At 45.4% G+C, this 16,774-nt stretch carries 19 protein-coding genes; 5 read left to right on the top strand and 14 right to left on the bottom strand.

Annotation, left to right across the window (positions count from 1 at the left end):
- Window positions 1–9 precede the first annotated feature (9 nt).
- Genes rpsR through rpsF form a run of 3 tightly spaced genes read right to left on the bottom strand, consistent with a single transcriptional unit; the run spans window position 10 to window position 1,044 of the window.
- Window positions 10–324 (bottom strand): 30S ribosomal protein S18, encoded by a 315-nt coding sequence (gene rpsR, locus EHO57_RS01315; RefSeq protein WP_135646982.1) that lies wholly within the window; start codon window positions 322–324, stop codon window positions 10–12.
- A 14-nt stretch (window positions 325–338) separates the two neighbouring features.
- Window positions 339–776, bottom strand: coding sequence for a single-stranded DNA-binding protein (locus EHO57_RS01310; RefSeq protein ID WP_135646981.1), 438 nt, complete (start codon window positions 774–776; stop codon window positions 339–341).
- Window positions 769–1,044, bottom strand: a complete 276-nt coding sequence (gene rpsF, locus EHO57_RS01305) for a 30S ribosomal protein S6 (RefSeq protein WP_135646980.1) — start codon at window positions 1,042–1,044, stop codon at window positions 769–771. The genes EHO57_RS01310 and rpsF overlap by 8 nt, the downstream gene beginning before the upstream one ends.
- Before the next feature lie 327 nt (window positions 1,045–1,371).
- Here rpsF and EHO57_RS01300 point away from each other — a divergent pair, with 327 nt between their 5' ends.
- Together EHO57_RS01300 and EHO57_RS01295 are read left to right on the top strand one after the other, a co-directional pair.
- Entirely contained in the window at window positions 1,372–1,650 is a 279-nt protein-coding gene (locus EHO57_RS01300) for a FitA-like ribbon-helix-helix domain-containing protein (RefSeq protein ID WP_135646979.1), read from the top strand.
- Entirely contained in the window at window positions 1,634–2,038 is a 405-nt protein-coding gene (locus tag EHO57_RS01295) for a type II toxin-antitoxin system VapC family toxin (protein ID WP_135646978.1), read from the top strand. The genes EHO57_RS01300 and EHO57_RS01295 overlap by 17 nt, the downstream gene beginning before the upstream one ends.
- Here the strand turns inward: EHO57_RS01295 and EHO57_RS01290 are convergent.
- The 4 genes from EHO57_RS01290 to purU all read right to left on the bottom strand — a co-directional run bounded on the left by EHO57_RS01290 (window position 2,035) and on the right by purU (window position 7,303).
- Window positions 2,035–3,267 (bottom strand): CapA family protein, encoded by a 1,233-nt coding sequence (locus EHO57_RS01290; RefSeq protein WP_135646977.1) that lies wholly within the window; start codon window positions 3,265–3,267, stop codon window positions 2,035–2,037. The genes EHO57_RS01295 and EHO57_RS01290 overlap by 4 nt on opposite strands.
- Window positions 3,268–3,378: 111 nt before the next feature.
- Complete coding sequence (locus EHO57_RS01285) at window positions 3,379–4,695, bottom strand: SBBP repeat-containing protein (protein WP_246050435.1); 1,317 nt, start codon at window positions 4,693–4,695, stop codon at window positions 3,379–3,381.
- 249 nt (window positions 4,696–4,944) lie between these two features.
- Window positions 4,945–6,354 carry an SLC13 family permease gene (locus tag EHO57_RS01280; protein ID WP_135646975.1) on the bottom strand — a complete coding sequence of 470 codons (1,410 nt, stop codon included), beginning with the start codon at window positions 6,352–6,354 and terminating at the stop codon, window positions 4,945–4,947.
- Between the two features lie 85 nt (window positions 6,355–6,439).
- Window positions 6,440–7,303 (bottom strand): formyltetrahydrofolate deformylase, encoded by an 864-nt coding sequence (gene purU / locus EHO57_RS01275; RefSeq protein ID WP_135646974.1) that lies wholly within the window; start codon window positions 7,301–7,303, stop codon window positions 6,440–6,442.
- Between the two features lie 259 nt (window positions 7,304–7,562).
- Between purU and EHO57_RS01270 the strand changes: the two genes are divergently transcribed.
- The 3 genes from EHO57_RS01270 (at window position 7,563) to EHO57_RS01260 (ending at window position 8,805) form a co-directional block, all read left to right on the top strand.
- Complete coding sequence (locus EHO57_RS01270) at window positions 7,563–7,970, top strand: Hsp20/alpha crystallin family protein (RefSeq protein WP_135646973.1); 408 nt, start codon at window positions 7,563–7,565, stop codon at window positions 7,968–7,970.
- 13 nt (window positions 7,971–7,983) lie between these two features.
- A complete protein-coding gene (locus EHO57_RS01265; RefSeq protein ID WP_135646972.1) occupies window positions 7,984–8,373 on the top strand; it encodes an Hsp20/alpha crystallin family protein in 390 nt (129 codons plus the stop codon).
- Between the two features lie 90 nt (window positions 8,374–8,463).
- Complete coding sequence (locus EHO57_RS01260) at window positions 8,464–8,805, top strand: DMT family protein (RefSeq protein ID WP_135646971.1); 342 nt, start codon at window positions 8,464–8,466, stop codon at window positions 8,803–8,805.
- 19 nt (window positions 8,806–8,824) lie between these two features.
- Here EHO57_RS01260 and EHO57_RS01255 read toward each other — a convergent pair whose 3' ends face one another.
- The 7 genes from EHO57_RS01255 to EHO57_RS01225 all read right to left on the bottom strand — a co-directional run bounded on the left by EHO57_RS01255 (window position 8,825) and on the right by EHO57_RS01225 (window position 16,653).
- Window positions 8,825–9,445 (bottom strand): SCO family protein, encoded by a 621-nt coding sequence (locus tag EHO57_RS01255; RefSeq protein WP_246050433.1) that lies wholly within the window; start codon window positions 9,443–9,445, stop codon window positions 8,825–8,827.
- Window positions 9,427–10,452, bottom strand: coding sequence for a multicopper oxidase domain-containing protein (locus EHO57_RS01250; protein ID WP_135646970.1), 1,026 nt, complete (start codon window positions 10,450–10,452; stop codon window positions 9,427–9,429). Before EHO57_RS01250 ends, EHO57_RS01255 begins: the two co-directional genes overlap by 19 nt.
- 14 nt (window positions 10,453–10,466) lie before the next feature.
- Window positions 10,467–10,781: a phospholipase gene (locus EHO57_RS01245; RefSeq protein ID WP_135646969.1), complete on the bottom strand. Its 315-nt coding sequence runs from the start codon at window positions 10,779–10,781 to the stop codon at window positions 10,467–10,469.
- Between the two features lie 41 nt (window positions 10,782–10,822).
- A complete protein-coding gene (locus tag EHO57_RS01240) occupies window positions 10,823–12,802 on the bottom strand; it encodes a PLDc N-terminal domain-containing protein (RefSeq protein WP_425460756.1) in 1,980 nt (659 codons plus the stop codon).
- A gap of 218 nt (window positions 12,803–13,020) precedes the next feature.
- Window positions 13,021–14,478 carry a Na+/H+ antiporter NhaC gene (gene nhaC / locus EHO57_RS01235; protein WP_135646967.1) on the bottom strand — a complete coding sequence of 486 codons (1,458 nt, stop codon included), beginning with the start codon at window positions 14,476–14,478 and terminating at the stop codon, window positions 13,021–13,023.
- Window positions 14,475–15,380 carry an RluA family pseudouridine synthase gene (locus EHO57_RS01230; RefSeq protein ID WP_135646966.1) on the bottom strand — a complete coding sequence of 302 codons (906 nt, stop codon included), beginning with the start codon at window positions 15,378–15,380 and terminating at the stop codon, window positions 14,475–14,477. Before EHO57_RS01230 ends, nhaC begins: the two co-directional genes overlap by 4 nt.
- Before the next feature lie 58 nt (window positions 15,381–15,438).
- Entirely contained in the window at window positions 15,439–16,653 is a 1,215-nt protein-coding gene (locus tag EHO57_RS01225) for a PilZ domain-containing protein (protein WP_135646965.1), read from the bottom strand.
- Window positions 16,654–16,774 lie beyond the last annotated feature (121 nt).

Below are 16,774 nucleotides of genomic sequence, written 5' to 3'. Positions count from 1 at the left end.
GTTTCCTCCTCAGTTTACCTTGAACGGTAGAAGGCCGATACTACGTGCCTTACGGATCTCTCTAGCAAGGATCCTTTGGTACTTCGCGGAAGTTCCGGTGATCCTACGAGGAATGATCTTACCGCGGTTGGTAATGAATCTTTCCAAAAGTTCTATGTTCTTATAATTGATCTGTTTTGCAAGTTCAGGGTCTGCGGTGAAGCGACAAACTTTCTTTTTGTATTTGTTCTGCTTCTTAGGCGGACGCCCTCCTTCTTGCTCTAAAGACATGCCTTCTGCGGCAGTCTCTTGCTTAACTTCTTCTTGTACTTCGTTTTCTGACATTGTTCGTGTCCTCGTTAAAAAGGTATATCGTCGTCTGCTCCGGAACTTCCCATATCATCCTGCGAGGATGAATAAGAAGAAGATCCGCTATTCGCGGAAGAACCGTATTCTCCGCTTCCATTCTCCCTTGCTCCGATCATCTGGAAATTCTCCACGACGATACGGATGCGGGAGGCCTTCTTGCCTTCCATGGTTTCCCAAGTATCCTGCTTCAGACGTCCCTCGATTACGAGTTGTTTGCCCTTCTTGCAGTATTGTTGGATGATATCAGCGCCCTTTCCCCAAGCCTCGCAGTCGAAGAAATGAGTTTCCTCTTTCTTGTCTCCACCGGCCACATAGGTGCGACCGTTCGCGATGGAAAAGTTAACTAAGGAAGTACCGTTCACCGTTTTGAATTCCGGATCACGGGTCAGGCGCCCTACTAGGGTCACCCGATTGATATCGTTAGCCATTGAGGCGGACGATCATTGAGCGGAGTAAGTTTTGGTTTAATCCAAAATCCCGCTCTACCTTTTCTAAGGCAGATTGTTCGGCATTCACTTTGAAGTGAGTGAAGATACCGTAGTCCTGGTGCTTGATCGGATGCCAAAGTTTCTTTTGGCCCCAATCTTCCTCAGCGGTTACGTTGATGGAATGCTTCTTGAAGATCTCTAGGACCTCAGTTTTAGCCACTTCCTTCGCGGTAGAACGCGTAATTGTGGTAATCTCGTAGTTTCTCAAAAGTTTCTCCTATGGGAAAACGCCCGTCTACGTGTCGTGACGAGCAGAAGAATAAGGATTTTGTCCTATTTTCGGAGACTTGGCAGGGGGGTCAAGCCGAATGTAAATCTGCCATTTGAATGCCTTATCCTCTCAAACGGCTTTAATGCGTAATTGGAATGGATATTCCTACGTTCGGGTTTATTTCTAATTTTCAATTTGGTCCAAACCGATTGGCTAATATCTAAATGCGAGAGAAATCAACTTTCCGGAAAGGAAGACAAGAGTTCATGAAATCTGATTGAAAATTCATGAAAATTGAGTAGTATAGATCCGAGGTTCGGAACTATGGCAAACTTACAAGTCCGGGATATGGATGACAGACTCTATGAAGCATTGAAAAGGAGAGCCGAATTGGAACACAGATCGATCAGCCAAGAAGTGGTACTTCTCATAGAAAACTACCTCGCTCAGGATACAAAAGGATCCGAACAAAAGACAATGGGATTTTTAGAACTATCCGGTTCTTGGATAGATGATAGAACTCCTGAAAAGATCGTCAAAGAGATCCGTTCTTCCCGCACCAAGAATAATTCCGGGAGTAAAACAGATGAGCTATTTGATTGATACGGACATTATCATCTATAGCCTAAAGAACGATCCGATCGTTCGCCAAAATTTCCTGGAAAGAAAGAACTCCATTAAGTCCGTTTCCGTGATCACGTATGGGGAACTGATCTTCGGAGCCCAAAAATCCTCTTACAAGGAAAGGAATCTCGCAACAGTACGAAGGATCGCGGAATTATTTCCGGTGATAGAATTGAATTCCGGGATTATGGAAACTTTCGGAGAGCTAAAGGCAACCCAGCAGAAAAAAGGAAATACGATCGAGGACTTTGATCTATTGATCGGATGCACGGCACTCTATTTAAATTATTCTCTAGTCACGAACAACGAAAAGCATTTCGGCAAAATACCCGGATTGAAAATAGAGAACTGGACCAAATCCGCTTAGTCTGGATCGATCCAACCCCTATTTCCTTCAATACGGATCTTCGTTCCTAGATCTTGGGACAATACAGCAATTTCGTTCAAAAAGTTCTCGGCCTCTTTTCCTTCTAAAGGCCTGACCAGGTGATCCTCATTTTGGAATTTGCCGAAAATGGGCACGAGCTCCACCTGGATCAATTTGCTTTTCTTAATATGAAGAATTACGATTATATTATGGTTTAAGTAAGCGTTCCTGCTTCCGAAAATCAGGTTCCCCAAAGAATAGAAAATCAAACTATTCCCGATCCTTTCGATCCCCTGGGGAATATGAGGATGATGCCCTATGATGATATTCACTCCGCTGTCCGCTATGGTTTTTGCGATCTTTCTTTGATCCAAAGTCGGAAAGGGAGAATACTCCACTCCCCAATGCAAGGAAAGTATCCTGAATTGATTTTGAGAAGAAGGTAGTGCCTTGGATTTTTTCCCATTCAGCCCTTTCTTAAGGAATTTGGGTCCGTTCTTTACGGAATTCAAAATTTGATTTTCCATTTGGAACTTTTTTACCCATTGGTCCGCATCTAAGGGCATAACTCCGGGACTAGTGCTTGCATAATGAGATCTTCCTTCTGCGACATTGGTTGCGGAGTAGATCCTAAGATTCGTATCCTTTCCTTCCCAGGTCCAAGGCTTGAAAGCGGATTCTAAATTTTTTCCTGCGCCTATATAGGAGATCTTCCGATCCGAAAGGAATTTTAGTGTTTCTTCCAAGCCCTCTGGTCCATGATCCATTGCATGATTATTTCCAAGAGAGACCAGATCCACTCCCAGAAAGCTCATAGTCTCCAGATCCGCCTCTTTCGCCTGGAACACGTATGCTTTGCCTGTATCCCAATTCTTTTCGGATACGACCGGGGTTTCTAGATTTAGTATTTTAAGATCCGCACCTGCAAAAAGGTCTTTTAAACCTTTGACCGGAGCCAATTCTCCTTTGGCTTTGATCGTGTCTCGGATCCCCCAATTGAACATAACGTCCCCGCCAAGCAGCACCTTAACGACTTCGGGATCTTCTTCTTTTCCTAATAGTTTTTCAATTTGGTTCTCGATCTTATCTACAATACTCGTTTGTGCCACAGGCGACTTTTCGGAACCGGAAGAATGTTCCGGAACTCCGGCGCAAGAAAACGCGATCAGGATCGTGAAATAAAGAAGGGCTCTTGCAGAGCTACCGAGATCCTTTCGAACAAAGCGCATTCTGCTATACAGTTTTCAGATGCGTTTTGATTTGGGAAATAAATAATAAGTGAGATTGAAGACTTTTAACCCATATAAATGTGAGAAAAATCCGAACGCATTCGAACTTAGCTACGGATAAATTCCTGTTCCCAATTCTTCTTTGGAAATGAATAAACTGTCCACCCCGAGAGAGGGATTTACGAAATCCAAATTGCACAACGTATAGCCTGTAACAAAGAAAGCGTTATTCAGTCCAAGGATCGGATTTTGGGCGTTTGCTAAGCATTTTGTGGAATCCTGTAAATATTCCAAATTGGACCAGATCAAATTCCCATTCGTATCAAATTTCGCTATAAATGAATTCTGTATTGCGTTGGTGAAAAAAATCTTCGTCCCGGAAACCATTCCCGCAATGTAAGAATTCCCATTAGAATCTACAGTAATTCCTTGGCCTAATGTTTCAGATGAGAAGAAGGAAGAAAATGCAGGATTCCCGAAAAGCCTAGTCCATAGTTTGTTTCCATCCTTATCATATTTTATGATAAACATGTCGGTTTGTCCAATTGGTGTCTGACCATCCAATTCTCCGGAAGTGGAACCGATCGCATAAATATTCCGATCAGGATCAACTCCGATATCATGCGCAACCGAGAGCTGGCCTGAAACGCCTACCAACCGAGACCAGAGCTTATTCCCATCCTTGTCGTATTTGACAATCAGAGCATCTTCGATCCCCACTAAAATCTGTCCGTCAAAATCAGTGTCCGTCGCTCCGACTAAGTATAGATCGCTGTTCGAATCGATGGTCAACCCACCGGTAAATCGCTCATGATCAGGTTGAGAATTTCTAGACATTCTTACCCATACTTGATTTCCATTCGGATCATATTTCGCCAGGAAATAATCGTTCTCACCTAAATTCGCTTCCCCGTAGAATGTATCCGCATTCGTTGTTCCCGCAATATAAATGTTTCCTAATGCATCTGAAACGATCCCTCTTCCGCTAGAAGTCCCATGTTGAAAATCGGTGTTACTTCCTCCGCCGATCAACCTAGTCCATTCTTTATTTCCGTCCGGATCGTATTTCACAAGATAAGCATCTTGGTACCCGTTTAAACTTTGAGCATCCAAGTTTGCCACAGTAATTCCCGTTCCGAATACATTGCCTTCCGAATCGGATGCGACAAAGTAGCCTACTGTGCTTCCAGTTACATAACTTTTTGGTCCTCCGCCTAAAAGTCGGGTCCAAAGCTTATTCCCTTCTTCATCATATTTTGTAATGAAGGAATCTTCCATGCCGAGAAGCTTTTGGTGATCCAGATTTCCGTCGGTATATCCGGTCGCGAGTATACTCCCGAACGGATCCCTATTTCCGGCAAAGCCCAAGGTAGTCGTTCCTGAAACGCCTATAAACTTAGGCCAAGGCTTTGTCGGTGGAGAGGACATACCAAATCCGCTAAAAGCGACAGCAAACAGGCCAGGATTGGATTGGCTGGATTGCGTACAAGAAACGGAAATAAAAGAGACTATAAAAGCAACAAACGCATTCCGATAAGGAGTGAAACTCATTAAGTCAACAACATTCGATCAGTTCGGAATTTCCTTTTCTTTTTGTATGATATACGTTAGGCTCGTTCCCTTTTTCTTAGCGTTGATTCTCCTACTTATGCTTTAGCGAATGATTATAACTTTGAATCATTGAAAGATCAAAAATCCCAAAAGGACTAGGACCAAGCCTAAGATCCCGATCTTTACTCCTACACGAGCCATGTCCTTGATCTCGAATCCTCCCACAGCGTATGCAACCGCATTCGGAGGAGTGGACACAGGAAGGGACATCGCTAAAGAAGCGCCTAACGCAGATCCTAAGACTAATTGGATCGCATACGACTCATTCCCCGGCATAAGCAGACTTGCCACAGGAATGGCCAAGGGGACGAGCAAATTCGCAGTCGCAGTATTCGACAAAAATGTAGAAAGGAATAGTCCAATGGAGAAGAAGATCCCAAGCACCCAGAAACTTTCATTCGGTCCAGCCTTACTTCCGATCAATTCCCCAAACCAAGCTCCTGCACCGCTCTTCTCTATCCCGGTCCCGAGTGCGATCCCCCCCGCGACCAAGATCAGAACGTCCCATTCTAAAGAACGCAGGTCACTGGATTCCAAGATCCCAGCCGAAGTAAACAAAAGAAGAGGGAATAACGCAACCACTCCTGCAGGAATTCCGTGCAAAGATTCCGTAAGCCAGAAAACGACGGTTAGAAAGAATCCGAATAAGACAAACCTTAGTTTCTTTTTCGAACCCTCGTCCGCCAGAGTTTCATATCTCAGGGAAAGTCTCAACCCAGGACTTGCAGGAAAGGCACGAAGAAGCCAAAGCCATGCGGCGAACATCAGGATGAGCAACAGAGGAATAGCGAAAAGCATCCAACTTCCGAAAGAAATAAAGTCCCCAAAGCCTTGGTTCTTTAAATTCGCAAATGCGATCACATTTGGAGGCGAACCGATCGGAGTCCCGATCCCTCCCAAGTTTGCAGCAAAAGGAATTCCGATCAGTACCGCTTTCCGAAACTTCTCTTCTTGGCTGAGTATGGAAAGCAACGGAAATACAAGAGCGATCATAAGAGAGGCCGTGGCAGTATTACTCATCCAAAGAGAAATAGATGCGGTAATGCACATTAGGCCGAGCAGAACATACTTAGGAGTAGTCCCAAAATAAGGAAGTACTCGATTCGCAAGCCAGCGATCCACACCTACTTTCACACAGGCCTTTGCCAAAGCAAAGCTTCCCAAGAAAAGAACGACTGCAGAATCCGCAAGAGAAGCAAGAAAAACCGCAGGAGCAGGACTCTTAGTTCCAGGAACTTGGTACTGCTTTAAGAAATCCCATTTGCCTGGATTGGAGAAGAAGAGGATCTCCGTGAGAATGATCAGAATGGAAGTTGCATGCCCGGGAATAATCTCAAAGATCCAAAGGCCCGCTGCTGAAAGAAAAATGAAAAACATTCCTGCGACGGAAGGAGGAAGATATCCGTAAAAGGAAAGAACAAGAGGAACTAAAGCGACGAATATAGAAAGTACAAAACCTAGTTTTCGAATGGGCATATAGACTTCTTCAAATCAAGAAAGTAAAAAGTAAGGACGGATCAGATCGAGGTCAACTCGAAACCTGACAGGAGCGGTATGTATCTCATTCGAATATGATGGTCCGATTCTGAAAGATCATGACCCTATCCTCCAGAAGAAGTCGCAACGCCTTGGCGAGCACAACCTTCTCCAGGTCCCTTCCATAAAGGACCAATCTCTCGGGAGAATATCCATGATCCACATGACAAACATCCTGGACAAGGATTGGGCCTTCGTCCAGATTCTCTGTCACTATATGAGCAGTGCCTCCGATGATCTTTACTCCTCTTTTATAGGCTTGCTCATATGGCTTGGCGCCGACGAAGGCAGGCAAAAACGAATGATGAATATTTAAAATACGATTTTGCCAACCGTTTACAAACTCTGGCGTTAGGATCCTCATATATTTGGCGAGAACGATCCAGTCCGGCTGCATTTCCTCCAATCTTTCCTGAACCTTTTTCTCATGCTCTTCTCGGCTCATTCCCTCACTCGGAACGAAAGTGAAAGGAAGTTTAAAGTCGCGCACAAGATCCCCTAAGGTCTCGTGATTGGAGATCACTCCCAACAATTCCATGGGAAGCTCCCCATATCTCCAGCGAAGGAGTATATCGCCTAGACAATGCGCCTCCTTGGTTGCGAGCAGTACGACCCTCGCAGCTGCCGATGCCGAAAGTTTTAGTTCTGCGTCTTTTGGGAGGATTTGTAGTAACTCCGACAGGATTACCTCGTCCTTTTCCTCCTTTTGGATGGAATACTCCGTTCTCATAAAGAAAACCTTCTGGAGAGGCTCTACGAATTCTTGGTTTCCGATGATATTGGCGCCTATCTTGGCTAAAAAACCGGTTATTCTGTGGATCAGGCCTGGTTCATCCGAACAGCGGATCAAAAGGATTCTTGTTTTCTTCCGAATCTGGTCTGTTTCCAAAACTTACTCCGAGGAAAGTTTACTCCCCACCCTCGTTGGGTGGGGGCCGGTGCGGTGGTTCATCCGCGAAGGGCAAAATTTCATAAGATCCGACTTTTCGCAAATCAGTTTCCAGCCCAGGAAATCTGTGTGGGAACTTCTTCTTATCCATTTAGCACTTATAGTATAAAAGTGCTAAATTTTCCAAAAAATAATTGAAACTTTTTTGAATATTAGCACTCTATATATATGAGTGCTAAATGGCACTGGAGGCTGCTAAATGAGACAACATGATTTTTTTAGCGAAGTACGAAGAATTCAAAACCGATTCCATAATCTATTTGATCCAGTATGGGAAGGCGGACGCACTTCTCTTGCCCTGAACGTTTATTCCGATCAGGACACAATCACAGTAACTGCGGAAGTCCCAGGACTTGCCCCAGAAGATCTGGATATTACCGTAGCACATAATCTTCTCACCATCTCGGGAGAATGGAAGGATGAGGCCCAAGCCAAACCAAGACGCATAGAAAGAGCTCGCGGAAGCTTCAAGCGACAACTCGAACTTCCTGTGGCAGTCGATTCCGAGAAAGTGCAGGCAACCGTTAACGAAGGGATCTTAACTCTTGTCCTTCCAGTTCTGGAGAGCGAGAAACCAAGAAAGATCCGTATAGAAGCCAAGGCTTAAGGAGAAAAGTAGAATGAGCGTATCAGAAGTATTAAGATCAGAGAAAGCGACCGAGCAAGAGACCAAGGCTGTCCGAAAAAACGTCTACACTCCTGCTACCGATCTTTATTCGAATGAAGAAGAGCATGTGCTTCTTCTTGACCTTCCCGGAGTGAAAGAAGGAGATCTCGAGATCTCCATTGAGAAGGATGAACTTAGAATTTCCGCAAAGACTTCGACAGCAGAAGTCAAGGGAGAGCTTCGCTACTCCGAATACGGAACCGGCGACTATCGCAGAAGTTTTCTTCTCTCCGAACCGGTCGAAGAGGATAAGATCACCGCGGTCCTAAAGAACGGAGTGCTTCAACTGAAGCTCCCTCGTAAAAAGCCGCTGAGCAAAAAGATAGAAGTTCGAACTTCCTAAAAGTTTTTCAGTTAGATCCTTACCAAATTTAGCCGGAGCCTGCTCCGGTTTTTTTTTGCCCGAATCGCGACTACTTAGTTCGATGGCAGTATGAGGACTCTCGCACTTCTTACTCTTTCCAATATGTTCATGACCTTCGCCTGGTACGGGCATTTAAAATTCTTCAAAGACTTCCCTCTCTGGAAAACGATACTAATCTCCTGGGGGATCGCCTTTTTTGAATACTGCTTAATGGTTCCTGCAAATCGAATCGGTTATGCGGAAGAAGAGCTAAGTGGGTTTCAGTTAAAGATCCTACAAGAAGTCATTACGATTACAGTCTTTATTGGTTTCGCGATCCTAGTCTTAAAGGAAAGGATCAAGTGGAATCATGCGGTGAGCTTCGTGCTCATCCTTCTTGCAGTATTTTTTGCTTTTTACGATAAGAAATGAATATTATGTAGGAACTTCTTCAAAGAAGCTTTCTAATCTCTTCCGCAAGCTCCGGTCCCTTGATCCCGGTCGGATAAGCTCTTAAGATCATTCCGGACTTATTAACAAGATAAATGAAAAGGGAATGATCCACGCCGTAACCTCCGGCCTGAGCAGGGTTCTGGACTTTCTGGGAGAAGACACCGAATCCCTTTTGCAATTCCTCTAATTTAGCTTTTCCACCCGTTAAAGCCACTAGCTCCTTTCCGGGAAATCGGGAAATATAATTTCGAAGCACTTCAGGAGTATCCCTTTCCGGATCCACAGTAATAAAGACAGGAGTCACCGTCTTTGAATCTTCTCCTAAGATACGAAATGCGTTTTCTATATCCATTAACGCCATGGGACACATATCGGGGCAATGTGAGAACCCGAAATATACTACGAAAAGATTGCCGTTCAACTCGGATGGTCGAATATCTTTGCCTTCTGTATCTTTTAGAACCGCAGTCTTCCACTCTTGGACGGGATATTCCAAAGCATATTCTGTCTTCTTAAAGTATTTCTGTATACCAAGCCCGATCCCTAATCCGACTACTAACACTAGTAAATATAATATTATTTTTTTATAATTCATTTTCTCTATACCGCTACGATCCATCCCATGGCTCCTCTATCTGCCATATGGGTTTGGTGAGGATGGAACATGTATCTTCCCCGCTTCGTTAAAGTAAATTCCACAATGACCCTTTCTGTTTGCCCCAATGTGACTACGTCCGTATGTTCATCCGGAACCAGTCTCGTTCCGGTCCGGTATACGTCGAAGGTTTGAGAATGCAAATGAAAAGAAGCGATCGGGTCGTACTCGGTCATATTCGCGATGTATAAGCGTACCTTCTTCCCTACAGGGACCTTGATCGGAAATCGATCGTAAAAACCGGCAATACCGTTCCACGCATAGATATCGTTCCGTCCGGATTCTTGCAGATCCCAACCCGCAAGTATGAGCATAAACTCTAGAGCAGGAGGGCGTCCGCCTGGGGGATCTACAATGAATCCTCCATACAAACCCTTAGACATATGACTCGCCAAAGGAGGAACATGGCAATGATACGGATGAAATCCGATCGGTCCAGCCTTGATCTTATATATTCTTTCCGCACCGGATGCGATCGGTTCCCATCCATCTTGTTGCGGATCGTGTGTCCCATGAAAATGAATGGAGTGAGGGTGATTGGAATGGTTCCGAAATAGGATCTCCATATTCTGCCCTTCTCTTGCTCGCAAAACCTTACCAGGAACGATCCCGTCGAAGGTCCAAGCATTCACCACCGTTTCATGCGCCACAGTCAAAGGCATCTCCACGATATTGATCTCGGAACGAAATGAATTTCCGGGCGGCGCCTGGGGAAGGGTCGAATGCAACTCCATTCTAGATAAGAAGTCCGCATTCAGGAACATGGGAGGATGAACCATGCTTCCATAGGAATTACCTCCTATGGAGCCTGGTAAACGTATGGAAGGATTGGACCCCTGATTTGTAGGAGCTCCTACAGTTCTACAGATTTGCTCGTCTTTTTTGCGAGTGGTGATCCCGGCGATACCGGTCCCTGCCGCGATCCCCGCTCCCCCAATTCCAAGCCAACGAAGGAAATCCTTCCGATTCATTCTGAAATCCTAATTTAGAATCTGGCGACGGTTGAGATCAAGATGGTCAATACGAGAAGTCCGATCCCGCCGTATACCAGAATGTTCTTTGCCCAGGCAGGGATCCTGGATCCGCCCGCAAGATGATAAGCTCCCGCTCCGACCAAAGGAACAAGAACGATTGCGGCAGTCCAAAGACTTCCCTGCTTTGCAGTTACATCGTCTCTCTTAGAGAGATCGATAAGAGCAAGAGGTGCCCAAAGTGCAAATACAATATAGAAAATATAGTATCCGTAAAAATTGAACAGAAGAGTAAAAAAGCCAGGTTCGAGAATTTGAGCAGTGTTCATAATAAACTCCTTAATAATTTCAAAAATTCTAATGTATTCGATCAACCTTCTCCCACATTCCCCACAATGGAGAATCCGAGGAAGACGATAAAGGCCAAAGACACACCGAAACCTGCAAGCACCAGAGTCAATCTCAGATACTTAGGATAAGTGGACTTGCCCGCTAATAGATACGCTCCTCCTCCCAAATATGGGACCAAGGAAACGAATGCCAACCAAAGATACTTGCCGGGACTTGCCTCCGATCTGGAAACAAGATCATAAATGCTCAAGCTGGTTAAGCATACATAGAGAAGCATCGGGAGAAGATATCCGAACCAACGGAAAAGTAAACTCTGGATATCCAAAGGTCTCGGAACGGAGAATCCACCTAAGACATCCCCAAATTTCTGTTTTCTACCTGCCAGGATCTTATCTGCATCCGGCGGAAGGGTCACCTTGTTCAGATCCAATCCGAAATCCTCAAACGCATGAAGGGCCGGTTTAATAGGAGCGCCTGCACCTCCAGGAAGATTCGCCTGAGGTCCTGGGACCGGTTGGTTCTTCCAATCGCCACTTGGATAATTTCCTCTGGTCGCATCTACCATCAAAGAAAGCGCATTGAAGGCGGTGAATAGTTCTCCTCCCATAGGAAGGCGTATTCCCCCTTCACACGAATTCGCTTTTTCTAATAAAGGAGGAATGGATGTCTGGAACTTATTCTTAGAGAAGCAATTCCCAATACTGATCGGACCGGACTGGTTCAAGTCCGCGATCCCGGAAGAAAACACTGTATTTTCCTCTACGATGTTTTGGTGAGAGAACCAGAAATTCTCGTCCAGGTTCGGCAAGAGCGCAATACCGTAATTTTCGTGTCCAAACACAACGTTATTCTTGATTACGTTCCTAAGTCCGCCGGCGATCAATACGCCGATCCCGTAAGAAGGATATTCCAAAGGTTTGATCGGAGCCTTTAAGTTATTATTATCGTAGATCAAGTTTCCTATGATCGTAGTCTCTCTTTCCGGAGGAAGAAGTTCCCGATCCAAAGAGTTAGGCCCGAGGCCTACGATATTATTTCTCCAAATGGAGCTGATGATATACAATTCCCCGCCGGCATTCGTTCCGGAATAACCCAAGGCGCTATTCTCGGAGATCACGTCGTAAAGGATTGCCTTACAAGGATAACATTGTCCCACATAGATCCCCGCGTCAGGAGATCCGGAAGCATACGAATGTTCTAATACTCCGTTCACAGAGTCGAATGCATAGATCCCGTAGTCCCCATTATTATAAGCGGTTAGGTAGGAACCCCGATATCCTTTGACACCGGTCCAAAAAAATCCGTTCAGAGTGGAATTTCGAGCGGTCATATTCTCGATTGCAACACCGTCCGCCCCGACTACGATCACCCCGTTCCCTCTTTGGAACTGCCCGTCCAAGATAACCTTGTTCCGATCCGTTCCCCGGAGTATGATAGAAGGTGTAGTAACTACGACCTCCTCATAATAAACGCCTTCATCCACGAGAACCAAATCTCCTGGAGAAGCGGCATCCACAGCGTTTTGGATAGTAGGATAGACTTGAGGAACCTTACGAGTCGTACCGGAGAATTTCTCCGCAACCTTCCAGGCCTTACCCGCTCTGGCGGCAGGATTGTACTGCGCATTTCCGACGACTATATCCCCCACCATTCCGTTCTTTCCGTCCGGAGAAGCATGGAAGCTGCAGTAATATGGGAACACCCCTTCCTTAGGATAGGTTATCTTTACCTTAGCTCCTCTGGGCATTACAAGATTCCCGAAATTCTTTTCCGTCGACCAGGATTTGTCTACGGCTATCGCGTTATGCGGGTTTGCCCCGGAATTCACAAACTCGATCTGGCCACCGACAGGGATCCTCTGCATAGGCGGAGAAAAAGCATTATCGATCATAACCACATGGGCGAAGCCTTCTGTGCCCGCCTCCTCTTTGCTACCACAGGAAGAAGCAAGTCCTCCTAGGAGAATTCCCATGGCCAGAAGGCCAAGTAAGGGAATCATTCGTTCTTTCCATCGGGATCTCGGCATCGGAACTCCTCAACTTTGAAGTATCTTGGCAATTGAAGTAGAATTTTCGATCTTCTTCAAAATGTGAGCTTTTGCTCACTTTTTTCAACTTTCCCAAATTGCAAAAACAGATACAAGCTTTTTTTGATCAAAAGAAATCGACCAAATGTTATAGAATAAATCCTCTTCTTCCAAGCCAAAACGGTTCTAGTTTAGGATTTTTTATCTTCGTCGGAAGTCTCTACATAGGTTCCCGCAAATCCCCAGCCTGTCCATCCGGTGATCAAGGAAAACAAAGGTGATAACAAATTCAAAAACGCATAGGGTAAATACACCAATGTAGGAACTCCTAATGCGGCAGCCATAAAGGAACCACAGGAATTCCAGGGGACCAATGGAGAAGTCATGGTGCCGGAGTCCTCTAAACAGCGAGAAAGATTTCTAGGATCGATCCCTTTTCTAGAATATGCTTCGTTAAACATTTTTCCGGGCACCACAATGGAAAGGTATTGGTCCGCGCAAAACAGATTGGTGCCGATGCAAGTAAATACAGTAACGCTTAAAAGGGATCCTCTTCCCTTCACCCATTTCAGAACGGCACCGGCAAGAGTTTGGGTCATTCCCCCTCCCTCCATGGTCCCTGCGTAGAACATCGCGGATAGAATGAGCCAAACTGTGGGAAGCATAGAAGCCATTCCTCCCCTGGATAATAATTCATCCACAAGCGGTTGGCCTGTCTTTATCTTGGTACCTTCTGCGGCTGCAGTAACTAAGGCCTTGAATGCTAGAGAAACTGACTCTTGGAAATGATTCGATCCGGCATATAGATTCGTTTGAGTCAGCAAGGAACAGATCCCTCCGGTCACGATCCCTATAAAGATGGATGGAATGGCGGACATTCTAAAATAGATCAATAAAAACGTAATGAATGGCGGGAATAGAAGCACCCAAGAAATATGGAACTCCGATCGTAAGGCAGAGATTACCGGTGTGGTGGCAGAGAGAGTCTCTCCGGAGCTTCCATCCATTCCGAGGAAGGTGAATACTACCAAACATATCAAAAAGGCAGGCAATGTAGTCCGTGCCATATTACGGATATGTGATAAAAGGGAAACTCCCGTAATCGAAGAAGCAAGATTCGTAGTTTCTGAAAAAGGAGAAAGCTTATCTCCAAAGTATGCGCCGGAGACGATCGCCCCCGCCACCATTCCTAAAGGTTTTCCCAAGCCCGCTCCCACTCCGATCAGCGCGACTCCTATGGTCCCCGCAGTGGACCAAGAGCTTCCAGTTGCGAGGGATACAACTGAGGACAGTACCAAAGCGGAAGGTAAGAATACTTCCGGCTTTAGAAGTTCTAGGCCCCAAACGATCAATGCAGGAACGATCCCGGATCGGATCCAGATCCCGATAAGTGCTCCGATCAACAGCAGAATTACGATCGGTTGCAGGACATTCCTCATGGAATCTAAGACGGTTTCCTCTATCCGTGTCCAAGGAATACCTCTGAGCCTGGAAATTCCCGCCGATACCGCTCCCGCGCTAAATAGAAGGATCTGTGCCGGTCCTTCTGCGATCCCGCTCCCGAACACGAAACCTGCAGTGCTTAAAGAAACGATGAGAAAGAATAAGGGAAGAAAGGAGATCCAAACTCCAGGATCATTTTGTTTCATTTGGGAAAATCCTCAGGCAAAGGGCATAGGATACGGATCCTCTTCTTTAGGAAAGGATGAACAAACGAAAGAGAACGGGAATGAAGTGCTTGCCTGGACATTCCTAATCGAGAGATCAGATCCGGATCTTCTCCTTGGATGAATTCGATGAAAACTGTTTCGTCTTTTCCGTAGATCTTATCTCCGAGTAATGGATAACCTAAGGAGAAAAGAGTCGCACGGATCTGATGCAACCTTCCTGTCTTAGGAAGACAAAGCAGTTTGGAAAATACTTTGCCTTGGTGCATTCCCTCTCCTAGTTTTAAAAAACTCGTTTCCGAAGACTCTAATTCCTCTTCGGGGACCTGCAAATCTTTCCTACGCTCCTCGAATGCAAAAGCCCTTTTTTTACGGATTTGAGAAGAAGGATCCGTAAACAAGAATCCGATCGCTTTCTTCTTCTTAGGAAAACTTCCCCAAACATAAGCGATATATGTTTTACGTATCTTCCTATTTGCAAATAGATCGGAACCTCGGAAGGCTGCATCCGGATCCTTTCCAAACAACACGACCCCCGAAGTCTCTCGATCCAATCTATGGATCAAGTAAGGTCTCTGGAATCTAGGATCTACCTCTATGATATCCACCAAATTGTTTTTGCGGTATCTTCCCGCTCCGTGCACCGGTAGATCTCCTGGTTTTTCAACCGCAAAGAATCTCTCATCCTCGTATAGAACCTTAAACTCTCTCTGGACTTCCGGTTCTTCGATCTCTCCGGGAAGATAAAGTATTTCTTCTCCTTCTTTCAATAGATAAGAAGCCTTTGCAATCTTTCCTTGTACGAGTATTTTACCTTCTTCTAATGTTTTTCTCCAGAGGGATCTGGATTGGTAGGTGAATCGATTTGCTAAGAATACGTCCAATCGAACTCCCGCCTCTTCTTTTCCGATCTTGGTGCGGAGAGTCTCTTGTGATCCGGATTCAGCCAGGGAGTTCCTCCCCAGCTTCCATTCCCATATCCGGGATCTCTTCCGAGATAGATTCGGTCGGTTCGGAATTAGGCAGCTCGAGCGACTCAGGAGTTTCGGCAAGATCCGCTTCCGGCGCCTGAGCTCCTTCTCCCGGTCCGAGACGAGCGTCCACAAATTGGTTCAGTATCTCTTCTTCCCTTGTGTTTAAGTTGAAGAATTGACAACCGACCCGGAACATCTTATCCGTATTCGTGATATTTCGGATAACGGCTCGGTAGGTTCCTCTGAGTTCCTTATTCAGTTGCAGATCGAAAAGAAGGATCTCCCCTACGGCAAAGCTTCTAGAGAAGAAAATAGATTGCGGATGAAAGAATCCAAGTCCGCTCCTACTGATGTCTTCGACTTGGCACATTTCTTTGGACTCCTGGAAGAATCCGGCGGCTATCACATCCCTAGAAATGGCAGCGGCAAAAAGAGTGATCTTATTATAATCTTCCGTATCTAAAGATTTCTCGGAGAGGACCTGCACATATCCTAACGGAGTATAATTCTTATAGCGGATAAGCACAGAGATCTCCGAAATGAACCTGGACTCTATCTTGTTCAGTGCGAGCAACTTTAAGTATTCCTCGATCGGAACGAAATTAGAACCGGCGCCTCCGGTATTCTTTTCCAGACGATTGGTAACAAAGATAGACTGTTCGAAATTGTACATGATCCGAAGACGGTTATCCATTCTATCCGAGAAATATACCACAGAGTCAGGATAAGTCTCCTGCATCTTCTTTGCGTGTCTTTGTAGAATTGCCTCGACACCTTTATCAACAAAACCTAATGAACGTCTCAAATGCAATTGATTGATGATATTGGAAAGAAGGATAGGATCTCCGGAACCACCTTCGAGATCCACCCGTCCTTGTGTCCGTTTGGCTTCCGTGACTTTTACTGCCTGGACTCTCAGTAGCTCCAGCCCGTTATTCGGATTTCTTTGGGTTACGGTAAATACTCCGTGAAAGAAATGATTATTATGAGTGAGAAATAGGATGCGGGTCTTTTCTCCGGAGGATTTTCCGGGAATAGCCGCTAAAATATAAAGGCCGTCTTTGATCCCAACTACCTTGGCAGGATAGGATCTGCCCTTGATCTCTACGGAAACTGGGAGTCTCGCGAATAGGGTCTGAAGAATTTTTGTTAGAGCGTCTGCTTCTTGAACGGTCTTATCCAAGTCTTCCCCCCAAAGGCGTCATCCTTCCTTTTGGCAGGTGTCCGAGTTTAGCCGATCCCTTGTTTAGGGAAAGGAAATTACGAATCAATTTGGATTTCTGCGGGAATAATTTGGGATTTTA

The organism is Leptospira langatensis (assembly GCF_004770615.1).
GTDB classification, from domain to species: Bacteria; Spirochaetota; Leptospiria; order Leptospirales; family Leptospiraceae; genus Leptospira_B; species Leptospira_B langatensis.
The sequence above is the reverse complement of the archived record's forward strand: the minus strand, read 5'-3'. Positions and strand labels throughout refer to the sequence as shown.